Here is a 15,551-nt window from a genome sequence, read left to right on the forward strand (position 1 = left end):
TCTTGTGAATTTCACAACCAGGAGAAATGCTTGTGCCATTTGCGTAAATCCTGATGAAGTAAGCTTAACGCAATTATCAGCAAAAATAGTTTAAGGGAGAATAAGAGTTAAATCAAGCAAAGGCACAATAACTTTACATATTTTAATATTTCATATCAGTCCCTAAACATAATGATTGACATATTTCTAATTCCCTGTTCCCGGCGAAGCACTGAGCTTGTCGAAGTGTTCCCTTTCTCAACTCGGTAATTTATTTTGCACTTATCACTTAATATCTGGCCAATTACCCTTAATCAAAATTATAGATTTATAAGTTATATTAAAATTGCATAGACAAGGGGAACACTTAATTTTATGCTATAGAGGAAAATAATTAAGGATACAGTGTGGAACTCGGAAAAATCTCCTGGGTGATTACTCAGGCAGGTGGACAAGGAACTCGATTGAAACACTACACTTGGAATAAACCTAAGTGTTTACTTTCCGTTGCAGGTCAACCCCTGATCTATCATTTATTTGATGTTTTTCCATTAGCAAACTTTCTGATTATAGGAGATCATTTCTATGAACTAATAGAGAAATATATACAAGTTTTTCCACCTAAAGTTCCCTTTCAGTTAATTAGAGCAAAAACCAAAGGAACACTATCAGGAATTGATCGAGCTTTAACTTACATTCCCGATGATACTCCATTTTTATTAGTCTGGTGTGACTTACTATTTGAAGAGGTTCCTAATTGTGAGATTGATGGAAAAAACTGGATTGGGCTCAGTCGTTCTTTTAAATGTCGCTGGTCTTATGATAATTCTGGAAATTTATTAGAAGAAGCTTCTACAGAGCGGGGAGTTGCAGGCTTCTTTGTTTTTAACAATAAAGTCGTGTTAAAAGAGATTCCAGAATCAGGGGAATGTGTCCGTTGGCTGGCTCAAAACCCGATACAATTTAGCGAAATTTTTCTCGATAATACTCATGAGTTAGGAACTTTAGATAATATTGCCAAATATCAACAAAACAGTTTGGTTAGTCGTTTTTTTAACTCAGTTGAAGTTATCGGCGATCGCGTCATTAAAAAAGCCCGATTAAAGGAATTTGAACCCTTAATTGAAAAAGAACTTAACTGGTATCGTGCTGTACACTCATTTGGGTTTAATTGTGTACCTGATTTGATTTCTGATAACCCGATGACCCTCTCTCGAATTAAAGGGGTACATCCTTTCAATTTAAAGCTTAACTTTCAGGATAAAGTCAAAGTTTTAACCAATATTTTCCAAACTTTAAATTTGCTTCACGGTTGCGATCAAAAGCCTAGCGATCAGAAAATTTTAATAGATGTCTATCTTGAGAAAACTTATAGTCGGATCTCTAGTATTGCCCAACTCATTCCTTATTTTGATCAACCAACAATACAGGTTAATGGTTGTTTATGTCGTAATCCTTTTCATCCCCACTATGAAAGCTTGATTTCTCAATTAGTTCGAGAAATTCAAGTGAATGAATTTATGCTCATTCATGGAGATCCGACCTTTTCTAATATGCTGGTAGATGAGCAAAACAAAGTTTGGCTAATCGATCCCAGAGGTTACTTTGGTTCAAGTTTGCTCTATGGCGATCCCATGTATGACTGGGCAAAACTATATTATTCAGTGGTGGGAAATTATGATTCATTTAATCGTCGCCAGTTTCAACTTAAAATTACTGATCAATGTATTGATCTTAATATAGAAAGTAACGGATGGCAAGATTTAGAATCGATGTTTAGAGAAACTTTTTCTACTAAAATTTCTGTGATTCGACTATTACACGCTCTTATTTGGCTATCGCTATCTGGATATGTTAAAGATGACTATGATTCAATTATAGCTAGTTTTTACAACGGATTGTTTTGGTTAGAGGATGCAGTAAAATGACAGAATTAGTATTAAGTTGCTTGCCTAAAACTTGGTTAATTGATATTGATGGTGTTATTCTTAAACATAACGGTTATAAAGAGAGTGGCGAGCTATTACTACCTGGAGTAAAAGAATTTTGGCAACAAATTTCTGAGGAAGATTTTATTATCTTACTCAGTGCCCGGACAGAGGAGATGTGTGAAGCTACGCTGTCCTTTTTAAATAGTCAAGGACTGCGCCATAATGTAGCAATTTTTGGTTTACCTACAGGAGAACGAATTTGTATTAATGACAGAAAACCTTCAGGTCTTATGACCAGCTATGCTGTAAATTTGGAGAGAGATGTGGGGTTAGGTTGTGTAAGAGCGATCAAGAATCCAGACCTCTAAAATTAACAAAAATTCAGTTTAAGTATTCAGCGCAATTTTTTACAGTTTCTTGTCCTAAAATTTAGGTATATTTTATGAATAATACTCAAAATCAGATTGAACAGCAATCAAACTTCGATAGCTCAATTACTTTAGAAACAAGGACAAAAAAGCAAAGTAAAATTTATGATGCGTTTGAAAAATTTATTTTTAGTGAAGATACTAAGATTCTGGCAAAGCTAGTTGCAAGAACCTTGATTTTTGAGAAAATTATTAATGTACCCGGTGACATTGTGGAGGCTGGAGTTTATCGAGGAAGTGGGATGTTAACATGGTTAAAGCTGAAAAAAATTCTATCGCCTAATGCTTTAAAAAAGGTGATCGGATTTGACTATTTTGACACGGAAGCTTTATTAAATTCTTTATCAGGACAAGATAAAGCTTCTATGAAAGGTTTATTTGAGGTGAGAGGTTATCAGCATGAAGAAGGAGCAGAAAGATTTGTTCACGATCTCATTGCTAATGCTGGATTTGATCAAAGTAGCTACGATCTGATTAAAGGAGATATTTCCCAAGTTGCTCAAGAGTTTGTAGCGAAAAGACCGGGCTTCAAGATATCTTGCTTATATCTGGATTTAGATTTACAAAATCCGACTTATAACGCCTTAAGTGCATTTTGGGATCGAGTCTCTATTGGTGGAATTGTAGTCTTTGATGAATATGCTTACCATCAATGGTCAGAAGCACAGGGAGCCGATCGATTTTTTGAAGAAAAAAACATTCAAATTCAAGCTTTACATTATCCTTGTCCAACAGCTTATGTCATCAAGTCCCCTACCCTAAAAGCTTATACATGAAACAACAGCTAGTAGAGTATTTCCAAAGACTAACAACTGAAAGCTATCAGCTTTTAGATGCTGTTAGATTACCATCGGATATCATTCTTTTAGAGGAGTTTATACCGGATTTTTCAGCTAAATTGGCTAATTTAAAAGCCAGCACAATTGCTAACTATAAAAATCTAAATCGTCCCCCGTGTGATGGGTGTAAAGTGGAGACTAATTTAGGGGTGGGACTTAATTCAATTGGTATGTTGTCTGATCGACTTTCCATTTTAATTATTAAGGAGTGGTGTTTACGCAATAAAACTAATCCCAATGGGGTGAAAGCAGATGATTTATATCAAACTCAAACAATGGATATTATTCATGCTTTAGCAAGAGCTAGTCCTGGTAGTTCATCCATGAATACAAAGCTTACACACCATAAATCTAATGTAACTGCTAATTCCTGGGAAGAAGCATTTTATGGTTTGCTGGCAACTAATATTTTGAATTGGGAATCCCAAGAAGTTTTGTACATTAAAGATATTAAAAGTTTGCCCTGTGAAGAACTACGCGGTTATATTGCCTGGTTTTCATTTGGTAACATTCAGAGAAACGAATACATCCAATATTGTGAAGAACTTTATTGGCGTCAGGATTAACATCAAATAGGAGGCATTATTAATGAACAAAACAACTCAAACTAAAACAACTACACAGCTAGAAACAGAAGGATATCAAAACTTTGATATTTTTCCCCTGACTGGACGGATTGGGGCGGAAATTGTCGGACTTTCTCTAAAGCAGACTCTCAGCGATGAAACCGTTCAGGAAGTTCGCCAAGCATTAATCAAGCATAAAGTAATTTTCTTTCGCCAACAACACCTTGATGCGAGGGAGCAAATTGCTTTCGCTCAACGATTTGGAAATCTCACTAATGCACACCCAATTATCCCTTCTCTCCCAGGCTATTCAGAAATTTTTGATTTTGATTACGGACGTATCGAAAATCGTACTAATCAGTGGCATAGTGATGTAACATTTATTGATCGCCCTCCTTATGCTTCAATTTTACGAGCCGTTGAAATTCCTCCAGTTGGGGGAGATACAATGTGGGCTAACACTGTAACAGCTTATCAAGATTTACCGACACCATTGCGTATTTTAGCCGATCAGCTTTGGGCTGTTCATAGCAATACCTACACTGATTATCCAGTTGCAACGGTGAGTAAATCTGAGAACCGACAAGAATTTGAAAAAGTGTTCATTTCAACTGAATATCAAACCCTACATCCAGTTGTTTGCATCCATCCAGAATCTGGTGAACGAGGTTTACTGCTTGGCGCTTTTGTACGTCAGTTTAAAGATTTGTCTATGAAGGAATCTGGGGAGATTTTGCAATTATTGCAGCCTTATATTACTCGTCCTGAAAATACGGTGCGCTGGCGTTGGCAAGAAGGCGATATTGCGTTCTGGGATAATCGAGTTACGCAACATTATGGAATCAATGATTTTGGTAGTCAACCGCGTCGTGTTCAGCGAGTAACTCTTGTCGGTGATTTAGCGATTGGCATCAATGGTACAACCAGTAAAGCAATTAAGGGAGATTCATCTACCTATAATAAGTTGAACCAGAAATAGATTCAGTTAATAACTAGAAAAACTTTCAGGTTTTTTCAATGACTGCTTTTTCCCAAAGTAACTTAATATTCCTAATTTCTCAACCCCGTGCTGGTTCTACCTTGACTCAGCGAATTTTGGGAACTCATCGAGAAATTTATACTGTATCTGAACCTTGGATTATGTTACATCCCCTTTATGCAATGCGTAGGGATGGATACCAAGCTGAATATAGTATTCAGAATAGTCACAGAGCACTGAATAACTTCTTGAATTTGCACCCAGAAGGTGAAGATGCTTATTTTCAAGCAGTCCGACAAATGAATTTGTCTTTATATCAGGGGTTGCTGCAAACTTCGGGTAAGAGATATTTCTTAGATAAAACTCCAAGATACTATTACATTCTCCCTGAATTATACAGAACTTTTCCCGAAGCTAAGTATATTCTGTTGCTTAGAAATCCCTTAGCGATTTTTTGTTCTATTTTTAACACTTTTATTCAGGATCATTGGTGGAAAATTCAATACTATCAAGGCGATTTGCTGAGAGCACCAAACCTGATTGCCCAAGGGTTAACTGACTTACAAAACAAAAGTTTAGTTTTGCAATATGAAAATTTGCTGGTTAATCCTGAAATAGAAATCGAAAGAGTTTGCAATTTTCTCAATGTTTCTTTTGATGCAGAAATTATTAGTTATGGGGATTATAACTCAGAAAAATGGCAATTTGGCGATCGCTCTCTGATTGATCAGGAAAACAAACCGATGAATCAAAATAGCGATCGCTGGCAAGAAAATTTACAAAACCCGATTATCTGGCAATCTGCTAATAATTACCTAGAATTTCTAGGAAAAGATTTGCTTGCAGATCTAGGTTATTCCTACACCCAACTAAAGGAGATACTTGAAAAGCAAAAACCCCAAACTCAGGTAATATTACCGCCTGCGTTGCAAGACTTCTTTGATTCAGCAAGTCTGTTTTTAGACCCATCATTACAACCGGTTCAGGGAGTGATTGGATTGACGACACAACTTTTTGATTCTTACTTAAGTTTGGGGAGAGTATTGTTACAAGAAAATCAGGTTGACCCAGCACTAAAATATCTGCAAATAGCCTTACAAATGGCTCCGTTTGTGCCTGAAACTCACTGTTTAATCGGTGAAGCATTGTTACGGATAGGTAAACTTGATCGAGCAATTCCTTATTACCAAAAAGCAATTCAATTAGGAGCAAAAAATCAGCTACAATCCTCAAAAATTGCTCTGCAACAAGCACTACAACTCAATCCAACTCATCAAGCGATCGCTGAGTTATTGGCAATCATCTAAATATTCACATAACTCGAATGTATCTAAGTCAAGTGGAAAAAATATGGCGAAAATTACTGCTTGGGATAATGGTAATCATGATTGCCATTCAAGGCTGCAACTCTACTTTGTTCAGCACCTCCGAGGCTCAGATTCCGCGTCTTGTCAGTAGTGAACGGAACGATCCAGAAACCTTTAACCCTGTAACTAGCCTTGACCCTCACGCGGTACTAGGGTTGATCTATGAAGGAATGATTACCCAGAATGGTGAAACGGGAGAACTAGAACCAGGAATAGCAGAATCTTGGCAGATTTCCGATGATCGACAACACATTATTTTTACTCTACGACCCGATGTAAAATGGTCAGATGGAAAACCACTGACAGCAGATGATGTGGTCTTTAGTTTCAACGAAATATACTTTAATAAAAATATTCCTAACAATGTACGAGATATTTTGCGGATTGGTCAGAAAGGTCAATTCCCAAAAGTACGAAAAATTAACGACTATCAGGTAGAATTCATTACTCCAGAACCCTTTGCTCCCTTCCTCCGCTATGTCGGAGACGTTAATCTTTTACCAAAACACGCTTTGAAAGATACTGTAAATATTACTAAGGGAAACAAAAAACCACAATTTTTATCAATTTGGGGAACGGATACCCCGTTAGAAAAAATTATCACCAATGGGCCCTATCGGCTTTTAAGTTTTCAACCTGGGGAACGCATCATTTTAGAGCGAAATCCCTACTATTGGCGCAAAGATTCTCAGGGTAAAACTCAACCTTATATTGAACAGATTGTAATTCCAATTGTAGGTTCAACCGATAACGCTTTGATGCAATTTCGAGCAGGTGGATTAGATATGGTAAATATTACGCCTGACTTTTTTGCTTTAATGAAGCGGGAAGAAAAACGAGGAAATTTTACCGTTTATAATGGAGGGCCAGCAGCAGTTACGCATTTTATTACATTTAATTTGAATCAGTCTACCCGCAAGGGGAAACCCGTCGTAGATCCGATCAAGTCTCGCTGGTTTAATACTCTGGAATTTCGCCAAGCGATCGCATTATCTATTGATCGAACTACTATGATTAACAATATCTTTCAAGGATTGGGTACGCCCCACGACTCCCCCATCTACAAGCAAAGTCCGTATTATATCTCGCCAAAAGAAGGATTGCCTGTTTACAATTATGATCCTAATCAAGCCAAAAAACTACTTTTGCAAGCAGGCTTCAAATACAATAGCCAGGGTAAATTAGAAGATGCTGATGGTAATCTTGTTCGCTTCAATTTGATTACTAGCAACGATAATAGCATTAGAACCCAGATAGCTGTTCAAATCATCAGAGATCTGGCAAATATCGGAATCACCGTTGATTTCCAACTACTGGCTTTCAATACTTTAATGACTAAGCTCTCAAAAACTCTGGATTGGGATGCACATATCCTATACTTTATTGGGGGCAATATCGAGCCTGATAGCACTCGCAATATTTGGTCAGTTAATGGTATTCTTCATACCTTCAATCAAAACACTTTTTATGGTGCTCCCTTAAAGGGACGAATCGTTCAGAATTGGGAACAGAAAATTAGCGATCTTTATATTCAAGGGAGTCAAGAGTTGAATGAGGACAAACGCCGGAAAATCTACGCGCAAGCTCAAATTTTAGCACAGGAATATCTCCCTTTTATTCACTTGGTCAATCCCCTTTCTTTTTCTGCGATCCGCAATGATATTAAAAATATACGTTTCTCTGGATTGAGTTGGAGGCTATGGAATGTATATGAATTAAAAATAGAGCGATCGTCCTAATCAACAAACTAACATTCACAGTATATAAAGGTAAAAAAAATTATGAAATTTTCCCTATCTCATTCTGAAGAAACATCAGAACTTCCTATTAACAATAATCTCGCCGAATTAGCCCAAAAGCAGGGATGGAATTTCGAGGTTATTTGTCCCTCAGAAATTCAAATTCATTACCCTTCAAACACAATTGAAGAAGACTTACTCTATGTGATTCAGGACTGGGGAAAGCTTCTACAATACTCTCCTCAAGAAAGGTCTAAATTTGGTAGAGAAGACAATTTTTATCATCTACACTGCGTCACAAATTATGAAATTGGTGAAAGCTTTAGATGTTCTATCCCTCGTGCTTTAGTTGTAAACAAAACTGGATTAGTGATTACGTCTGACCTGGAAATCCTTCGCCAATCTATTGAGGGTCAAAAAATAAATATTAATTTAAAAGCCGGACAAATAAAAGACAAATTTAACGATAGTGAAATCCTTTCAGGAACATATATATCGCTCTTATCTTATTGGAGCCATACCCTAAACTTTGCTCATTGGCTGATGGATTGTCTGCCAAAACTTGCTCTGATAGACTCTTTAGATAGCAGTGTTAAGAAGGATTTAAAGTTTATTATTCCTGATAACTCACCGCCTTATATTGTTGACTCTCTCAAACTATTGGGTATTCAAGAAGATCAAACAATACAAATCCAAGAAGAAAGCATCACTGTTGAAAATCTCATCCTGTGTCGGCCAGCAGAAAAAGCAGGTAGACCCAAAAAAATGCACTTTCTAGCGATCCGAAATAAATTGCTCTCCTCATTGATAGATGAAGAAAATGTCCATTTAGCCTCAAAACGAATTTATGTTTCTCGCTCTCAATCTTCGAGAAAGATAGTTAATGAAGCGGAAATATTACAGATTTTAACAAAATACAACTTTGAGGTTATACACTGTGAAAATATGAGTTTAACTGAACAAATCAAGATTTTTTCCGAGGCGGAGATTGTTCTTGGGCCTCATGGAGCAGGGATATACAATCAAAGTTTTTGCCATTCAGGAACCAGCATTATTGAAATTTATAACAAAGAATACTGGCATCATTCATCTCGAATTATTTCTAGCTTTATGAGACACAAACATTGGCATATTTTTGGAGAAAATGTCAGCAGTGATTGGCAAACATGGGTCGATCCTTTAAAGTTAGAGAAAGTCTTATCTCTAGTATTACATGACATCAATAGTAAAATTTAGAGATATTCACAAAATTTGGTTGATTTGCTTGATGAAAGGTGTATACTATTACAACAATCAAGCTGAAGGAGCAAAAACAGGGGTAATTTACATTTATAGTCCTTCATAGGGTGGCAAAAAAAGTGCAAGATCGTTCATTTTAAGTCATTGCTAGTTTTACAAAACACCAGCTAAACAAATTACAAATTAATTCAAAGATCATGAAGATTCTATCCTTTAAACCCGGTCATGATGGAACCATTGCTTATCTCAATGAAGGACAACTGATGTTTTCCTTGGAAGGAGAGAAAAATTCCTTCAGAAGATATTCTGCTGTTACTGTCAATCTTTTTGTAGAGGCGATGTCTTACCTCAATGAACTGCCTGAAGTCGTAGCAGTCAGTGGTTGGTACAAGGGAGTAGGGCCGTTAGATAATATATCCACCGTAAGTGATAGCGGTTATGATGGTTTAGACAACATTCTGTCTGAAAACTCAACTTTTCTAGGCAAGGATATCAAACGATTCTCCTCTTCCCATGAACGTTCCCATTTGATGTGTTCTTATGGGATGTCTCCATTTGAGCAAGGAAGACCTTGTTATGCCCTCGTTTGGGAGGGTGTACTGGGCAACTTTTACAAAATTGATGAAAATGTTAATATCACTTTCCTAGGTCAAGTTTTGGAAGGGCCAGGTTCTAGATATAGTTTTCCATATTGCGTAGCAGATCGGTCTTCTAATGGAGGAACTGGGCAAGGAGGGAGTTATCTATCTGCTGCTGGAAAAATGATGGCTTTAGCCGCTTTTTCCGATCGTTCAACAACCAATGATGAAGAAATGAAGTTGATCAACTTCATCATGAATCATCCTGGTGAAATTTGGAAACTCACTAACCAAGATCTCGCCTGGTCTTCCTTCTTAAATATTGGCGTAGAACACCCTCAATTTAAAAATCTAGCTGGAAAAATATCCGATCAAATTTTTGATGTTTTCTATAAGTTTGCTAAAGATAATTTGACGGAAAATCTACCCCTACTTATTAGTGGTGGGTGTGGATTAAATTGCGATTGGAATACACACTGGAAAAATTGTGGTTTATTTCCAGAAGTTTTTGTTCCTCCCTGTACAAATGACAGTGGTTCTGCTATTGGAACAGCGATAGATGCCCAGTTTTATTATTCTGGTAACGCCAAGATTAGCTGGGATGTTTATGCGGGAACAGAGTTTATAGAAGACATCAATTGTGATGAGATGTTTGAGGTTTACGACTTAAATTATGACCAGGTTGCCAAATTCATTTATGAAGATCATGTTATAGCCTGGGTGCAAGGGAAGTATGAAATTGGGCCGAGAGCTTTGGGGAATCGATCGCTCCTAGCTTCTCCCTTCCAAGAGGAAATGCAGGCTAGATTAAATCAGATTAAGAAACGAGAAGGGTATCGCCCCATTGCTCCGGTTTGTTTAGAGGAAGACGTATCAGAACTTTTTGATTGGTCAGATCCTAGTCCCTATATGCTTTATTTCCAGAAGCTCAAAACAGACCAGCTAAAGGCAGTAACTCATGTGGATAATACTGCAAGGGTTCAAACCGTAAATAGTTCACAAAATCCCCAGCTACATGAATTATTAATAGCATTCAAAGGCTTAAGTGGATTTGGAGTTCTGTGCAACACTTCCTTGAATTTTCTGGGAACGGGTTTTATTAACGAGATGAGCGATCTTGTTTACTATGTCCAACAACAAAAGCTAGATGGTTTTGTGGTGAACAATAAATTTTATATAGTCCGATAGATTGGAGTCAGCAAGGGAATGAATTAGGTAAGAATAAAGCCTGTAATTATTATCAACAATCAAAACAAATCCCATGACTCATTTTGGTCTTATCTGTCCATCAGCCGCTGGGCATCTCAACACAATAATTCCTTTAGGTCAGGAGTTAAAAAGGCGTGGTCATCGGGTTACATTAGTAGGAGTTCCCATCACTAAAACCGGGTTTCAAACCCAAGCGAAAACTTTGGCTGAAGGTTTGGAATTTCAAGCAGTTTGGCAACCTGATACTCCTGAATTATCAAATGTAACCCCAAAATTTGACCTCTTAACTCTACTTTCTAAACAAAGGGAAATTGATTCTCTACGAATTAAGATTGGTTGGATACCGGGACAGAGCGTAGTTTATCAAGAAAAGTATTTAACTCATGCTCCAGCAGCGATTAAGTCAGCAGGTATAGAAGCACTGTTAATTGATTCAAAAGCTTCCGCAGGGGCAACAGTTGCTCAGTATCTTGACATTCCTTTTGTCAGCATATTTAGCTCAGTAATATCTCATTCTGAAGCTACTGTTCCTCCTTTTGATACAACTTGGTCTTACGATTCTTCATCGTGGGGAATTCTGCGGAATCAAATTGGTTATGTATACCTGAAAAAAAAAGAAGCTTCTGTCTTGAAGGTGATTAATTATTATCGTCGAAAGTGGAATTTGCCTTTACTTTCAAGTTTTGATGATGATTATTCTCCATTAGCTCAGATCAGCCAACAAATTGCTGAACTGGAATTTCCCCGGCAACGCTTGCCAAGATATTTTCATTTTACTGGGCCCTATCATTATTCAGGAAGCCGAAGTCCTATCTTTTTCCCCTATAATAAGTTAACAAATCAGCCGTTAATTTATGCTTCTTTAGGAAGTATGTTAGGTGGTCTTCAGTGGGTCATAGAAGTGATAGCTTCCGCCTGCAAAGATTTGGATGTTCAGTTAGTAATCTCACGGGGAGGAATAAATAATTGTGATTGTCCTGGGGAACTTCCTAAAAATACCTTACTTGTCAATAATGCTCCTCAATTAGAATTACTCCAAAAAGCAACTATGACCATTACTCATGGAGGAATTAATACGGTTTTAGAAAGTTTATACAATGGATTACCTATGGTCGCAATTCCATTATTCAGCGATCAACATGGTATGGCTGCTAGAGTTGCTTGGGCTGGTTGTGGGGAACTTATATCTTTGGATAAACTTACGGTAAAAAATCTTCATGAGACGCTGAAGAAAGTTTTAGTGAATGATTTTTACCGGAAAAGAGCTTTAGATTTACAAGTAGCTATTAAAAGGTCAGGAGGTGTGGAAAAAGCTGTTGATATTATTGAGGAGGCTATCTCAACGAGAAAACCAGTGTTAGCCCGTTAAGTTTAGTAAATTAGATCGGGTTTAGTTGTAAAGAGGCATAAAATTTAAGTCATCTAAGTTATTGTGGAGTCACGTTAATAAGAGGAGTTTAATCATGCAAACTACTGGATATTCTGGAAAATCTAGCACTAGCCAAACTAACTTTAATCAAACCGATCAAAAAGTTGCTTTTTTTGAGAAAGAAGGTTTTGTTGGGCCATTTACCCTGGGTCATACTGCTAGTTTAGTGGCTCTGCGTGATGCCATGAGTCAAGCGATTGGAGAAGCTCAAAATCCAGATCAAAAAACCTCATCTTCTCAAATCCAAACTAATGTTATGGATCGCAGGATTGCTCATACGACATCTAAGTTAGTGTATGACCTCTCCACAGAGCCGCCAATTTTAGATGATGTGGCAGATTTCTTGGGGCCAAATCTCCTATTTTGGATGGCAGAGACTATTTCGAGAGAGCCGGGTCATGATGGTCATATTGTCGAAAAGACAGGTCAAATTTGGCATATTGATGTAATTAATGGCTGGATCAAAGGTGTTCATGTGTCGGTCGCCGTAACTGAAATGACCCTGAAAACGGGTTGTCTGCTGGTTATCCCTGGAACCCACAAATATGATGCAGACCTTGTTGCTCTGGAACAAGCAGGAGAATGCAATCTCACCGACGCTGAAAGTATGATCAAGTTAGCCGATCGAATGCACCCAGAAAATGCACCTCATAGAATTGAAGCCATCGAAATGAAAGCAGGTCAATACTGCTTTACCAGAGGTGGAATTTGGCATGGTGTTAGTCGAAATAACGATTCTCGAACCCGCTTCGGTCTTGTTGCTCGTTTTGCCAAACCTGATGTTGAAATCAAAGGTTTTAGCGGAAACCAAATTCCTTGTATCGTAGTTCGTGGTGAAGATTCCTATCACTTAAATCTTCTGACAAATCCACCAAAAAACTCCTAGAAAACCTAAGTTTGAGTTTTGGTTTTCAAACTCTATGCTATTCAATTCCTATGGATTTAATTTAATCAATCCTTATACGACTACATTAGTGGTTGTAAGTTTTGCAGTGGTTTGTTCCTGGGGCATTTTACGCTACTTTTGGAAACAACCTTCAAGCGAACTATTAGTTTTCCGGCCTCTTCAATGGATAAAAGCTCTGCTCCAACTTTTCTCGATCGACAATTGGGTACCTGTATCTCAAAAGCTTCAAGAAACCTCACTTCAACTAAAAGATCGCTCACCTTGGCAAAGGTTAGGACTATCACAAGAAGATGAAAAAAATAACCCTGCTAATGTGAATTCATGGATCAAAGAACTTGCGAGTCGTTTTCGCTTGTTCTTTAAATATGTCTGGATTTACTGGTCTCCTTATGTAGCTATTGCCATCATTAGTGCTATCTGCATGATGGGAATGCCTGCTTATCAAATAATTGCTGCTCAGAAACTAGGTATCGCCATCGATCAAGGAGGGTCTGTTCTCGTAAGTTCAGCAATTCAATTGGCTACCCTGCTACCTGCCGCTTTTGGGTCATATCTATTAGGTAGTCGTTTGTCTGCTCGGCTTTCTAGTCGTGTTGCCAATGATATCCGACATGATTTGTTTGTGAAACTACAAACCCTTTCCCCAAGTTTCTATAAACAGGCTAGACCTGGAGATTTATTAACTCATTTCTCCGTAGATATTTACCAAATAGAGCCTGTTTTAGGTCAAGAAATGATCCGAAGTTTTGGCGAGGCGATCGTGACCCTAGTCAACGTGGGAATGATGATTCACATTAGCGGTTCTTTAGCAGCAATTAGCATCATACCTATGGTTGTAATGCTGCCACTAACGCTTTACTTGATCAATTACATGACTAAGCGAGGACTGAGGGCGATTAACCAAAACGCAATGATGACGGATGCGGTGCAGGAAGGTATTCGTGCTCAACCGATAATCGCAGGATACGGTTTACAAGCTTTATTTACAAGTTATTTCAGTAACGAGTTAAAAAAACTTGAGGACGAGAAAACGGAAGCGGTATTTAGTTTTCTTCTCTTTACTTATTCAGTAACATTCTCTGCATATTTGCTTGATGTTTGGGTTATGGGAATTGGGGGAATTTACGTTTTGTCCGACAAAATTACACTCGGAGCCTGGATAACTTTCTTCAGCATTTCTCATAATATGTATAATCTCTTGGGTCAATTGGTGAATACACGAATTGGTCGCTGGTTCGGAGCTAGTATTGGGATGCAACGAATCGATAAGGTTCTTACATATCCAACTAAAATTATCGATGCTGTTGATGCTCATGCTTTGACATCGTTTGAGAAAAAAATTTGTTTTGATAACTTATCATTTGGTTATGACAATGTACAGCACCAATTGCATGAGATTGATTTGTCTATAGAAGCGGGTCAGTTTGTGGCATTTGTTGGTTCGAGTGGTGCGGGTAAGAGTACAATATTTAACTTATTGATGCGTTTTTACGATCCCAGTGATGGAAGAATCACGATCGACGGTCATGATTTACGTCATCTGACACAAAAATCTTTGAGATCAAAAATGGGGGTTGTACTGCAAGAAACCTTTCTTTTCCACACCACCATTATGAATAATATTCGCATCGCCAAACCCGAAGCTACAGAAGAAGAAGTTGTTGTTGCTGCTCAAGCTGCTGAAATCCATGATTTTATCTTGAGTCTTCCAGAGGGTTATCAGACTATGGTAGGCGAAGCAGGGGGACGATTATCTGGGGGACAGCGCCAGCGAATTGCGATCGCTCAAGCATTGCTTTGCAGCGCACCCATCTTATTATTAGATGAACCTACCAGTAGTCTCTCGGCGGAAATGGCAGATGCGATTAATCAAACGATCGCATCCTTGGCGGGTAAGCACACAGTTATTATGATTACCCATCAACTCAAAGCTGCAATCCAAGCAGATTACATCTTTGTTTTAGATCAGGGTCGATTGGTTGAGCAGGGAAACCATGAACAGTTGCTAACCATTGATGGACATTACCGTTACCTCTGGAATATTCAACAGGCTTAACGGGACTTGAACAAAGTTCAAGCCCAAACAAGCCCCAAATTAGCTATAGCAATCCTAAATAATTTTCTATGTATAGGCGTTTGTGTAGCAATCGTACAGAAACTTACGCTAAGGCTGAAACCCCTACAGCGAAAAGGCTTCAGCCCTAAAATCTTCTGAGGTGTCCAAGCGAAGAGGACGTATCCCCCCATTCTTCAAGGACTCAGGTAAATAGAAGTGGTAGCGCCCAAGCATATTAATATGCTCGTATCCCAAAGGAGATAACCTCGCCAAATCCTCCTGTGTAACAGTCTCCCCTTGCTCCC

At 38.0% G+C, this 15,551-nt stretch carries 13 protein-coding genes; 12 read left to right on the forward strand and 1 reads right to left on the reverse strand.

The genetic code is table 11. The features are described 5' to 3' along the window. Window positions 1-386 precede the first annotated feature (386 nt). The 12 genes from ACKPEB_RS16980 (at window position 387) to ACKPEB_RS17035 (ending at window position 15,246) form a co-directional block, all read left to right on the forward strand. Window positions 387-1,907, forward strand: coding sequence for an NTP transferase domain-containing protein (locus tag ACKPEB_RS16980; RefSeq protein WP_408969160.1), 1,521 nt, complete (start codon window positions 387-389; stop codon window positions 1,905-1,907). Continuing rightward, window positions 1,904-2,278: a hypothetical protein gene (locus tag ACKPEB_RS16985; protein ID WP_408966147.1), complete on the forward strand. Its 375-nt coding sequence runs from the start codon at window positions 1,904-1,906 to the stop codon at window positions 2,276-2,278. The genes ACKPEB_RS16980 and ACKPEB_RS16985 overlap by 4 nt, the downstream gene beginning before the upstream one ends. 74 nt (window positions 2,279-2,352) lie before the next feature. After that, complete coding sequence (locus ACKPEB_RS16990; protein WP_408966148.1) at window positions 2,353-3,114, forward strand: TylF/MycF/NovP-related O-methyltransferase; 762 nt, start codon at window positions 2,353-2,355, stop codon at window positions 3,112-3,114. Further along, window positions 3,111-3,743: a hypothetical protein gene (locus ACKPEB_RS16995; protein WP_408966149.1), complete on the forward strand. Its 633-nt coding sequence runs from the start codon at window positions 3,111-3,113 to the stop codon at window positions 3,741-3,743. Before ACKPEB_RS16990 ends, ACKPEB_RS16995 begins: the two co-directional genes overlap by 4 nt. A gap of 22 nt (window positions 3,744-3,765) precedes the next feature. After that, window positions 3,766-4,722, forward strand: coding sequence for a TauD/TfdA dioxygenase family protein (locus ACKPEB_RS17000; RefSeq protein ID WP_408966150.1), 957 nt, complete (start codon window positions 3,766-3,768; stop codon window positions 4,720-4,722). 38 nt (window positions 4,723-4,760) lie between these two features. Then, a complete protein-coding gene (locus ACKPEB_RS17005; protein WP_408966151.1) occupies window positions 4,761-6,029 on the forward strand; it encodes a sulfotransferase in 1,269 nt (422 codons plus the stop codon). 68 nt (window positions 6,030-6,097) lie between these two features. Beyond that, on the forward strand, window positions 6,098-7,828 hold the full coding sequence (locus ACKPEB_RS17010; RefSeq protein WP_408966152.1) for an ABC transporter substrate-binding protein: 1,731 nt from the start codon (window positions 6,098-6,100) through the stop codon (window positions 7,826-7,828). 42 nt (window positions 7,829-7,870) lie between these two features. Further along, the gene (locus ACKPEB_RS17015) at window positions 7,871-9,064 is read left to right on the forward strand and encodes a glycosyltransferase family 61 protein (RefSeq protein WP_408966153.1); all 1,194 of its coding nucleotides are present in this window, start codon (window positions 7,871-7,873) and stop codon (window positions 9,062-9,064) included. Between the two features lie 266 nt (window positions 9,065-9,330). Next, on the forward strand, window positions 9,331-10,833 hold the full coding sequence (locus tag ACKPEB_RS17020; protein WP_408966154.1) for a carbamoyltransferase C-terminal domain-containing protein: 1,503 nt from the start codon (window positions 9,331-9,333) through the stop codon (window positions 10,831-10,833). A 73-nt stretch (window positions 10,834-10,906) separates the two neighbouring features. Then, window positions 10,907-12,223 (forward strand): glycosyltransferase, encoded by a 1,317-nt coding sequence (locus ACKPEB_RS17025; protein WP_408966155.1) that lies wholly within the window; start codon window positions 10,907-10,909, stop codon window positions 12,221-12,223. A gap of 94 nt (window positions 12,224-12,317) precedes the next feature. Then, the gene (locus ACKPEB_RS17030) at window positions 12,318-13,169 is read left to right on the forward strand and encodes a phytanoyl-CoA dioxygenase family protein (protein ID WP_408966156.1); all 852 of its coding nucleotides are present in this window, start codon (window positions 12,318-12,320) and stop codon (window positions 13,167-13,169) included. Between the two features lie 34 nt (window positions 13,170-13,203). Next, the gene (locus ACKPEB_RS17035) at window positions 13,204-15,246 is read left to right on the forward strand and encodes an ABC transporter ATP-binding protein (RefSeq protein ID WP_408966157.1); all 2,043 of its coding nucleotides are present in this window, start codon (window positions 13,204-13,206) and stop codon (window positions 15,244-15,246) included. A 123-nt stretch (window positions 15,247-15,369) separates the two neighbouring features. Here ACKPEB_RS17035 and ACKPEB_RS17040 read toward each other — a convergent pair. Continuing rightward, on the reverse strand, window positions 15,370-15,551 hold a 182-nt coding region (locus ACKPEB_RS17040), incomplete at its 5' end, for a Tn3 family transposase (protein WP_408966158.1).

Origin of the sequence: Planktothrix sp. (assembly GCF_046067725.1) — a bacterium.
In the GTDB taxonomy this organism is placed as follows: domain Bacteria; phylum Cyanobacteriota; class Cyanobacteriia; order Cyanobacteriales; family Microcoleaceae; genus Planktothrix.

Coding starts and splice junctions, on each gene's coding strand:
- ACKPEB_RS17010 (WP_408966152.1), top strand. CDS start 6,098: ATGGTAATCATGATTGCCATTCAAGGCTGCAACTCTACTTTGTTCAGC.
- ACKPEB_RS17005 (WP_408966151.1), top strand. CDS start 4,761: ATGACTGCTTTTTCCCAAAGTAACTTAATATTCCTAATTTCTCAACCC.
- ACKPEB_RS17030 (WP_408966156.1), top strand. CDS start 12,318: ATGCAAACTACTGGATATTCTGGAAAATCTAGCACTAGCCAAACTAAC.
- ACKPEB_RS17000 (WP_408966150.1), top strand. CDS start 3,766: ATGAACAAAACAACTCAAACTAAAACAACTACACAGCTAGAAACAGAA.
- ACKPEB_RS17025 (WP_408966155.1), top strand. CDS start 10,907: ATGACTCATTTTGGTCTTATCTGTCCATCAGCCGCTGGGCATCTCAAC.
- ACKPEB_RS17035 (WP_408966157.1), top strand. CDS start 13,204: ATGCTATTCAATTCCTATGGATTTAATTTAATCAATCCTTATACGACT.
- ACKPEB_RS16995 (WP_408966149.1), top strand. CDS start 3,111: ATGAAACAACAGCTAGTAGAGTATTTCCAAAGACTAACAACTGAAAGC.
- ACKPEB_RS16990 (WP_408966148.1), top strand. CDS start 2,353: ATGAATAATACTCAAAATCAGATTGAACAGCAATCAAACTTCGATAGC.
- ACKPEB_RS16985 (WP_408966147.1), top strand. CDS start 1,904: ATGACAGAATTAGTATTAAGTTGCTTGCCTAAAACTTGGTTAATTGAT.
- ACKPEB_RS17015 (WP_408966153.1), top strand. CDS start 7,871: ATGAAATTTTCCCTATCTCATTCTGAAGAAACATCAGAACTTCCTATT.
- ACKPEB_RS17020 (WP_408966154.1), top strand. CDS start 9,331: ATGTTTTCCTTGGAAGGAGAGAAAAATTCCTTCAGAAGATATTCTGCT.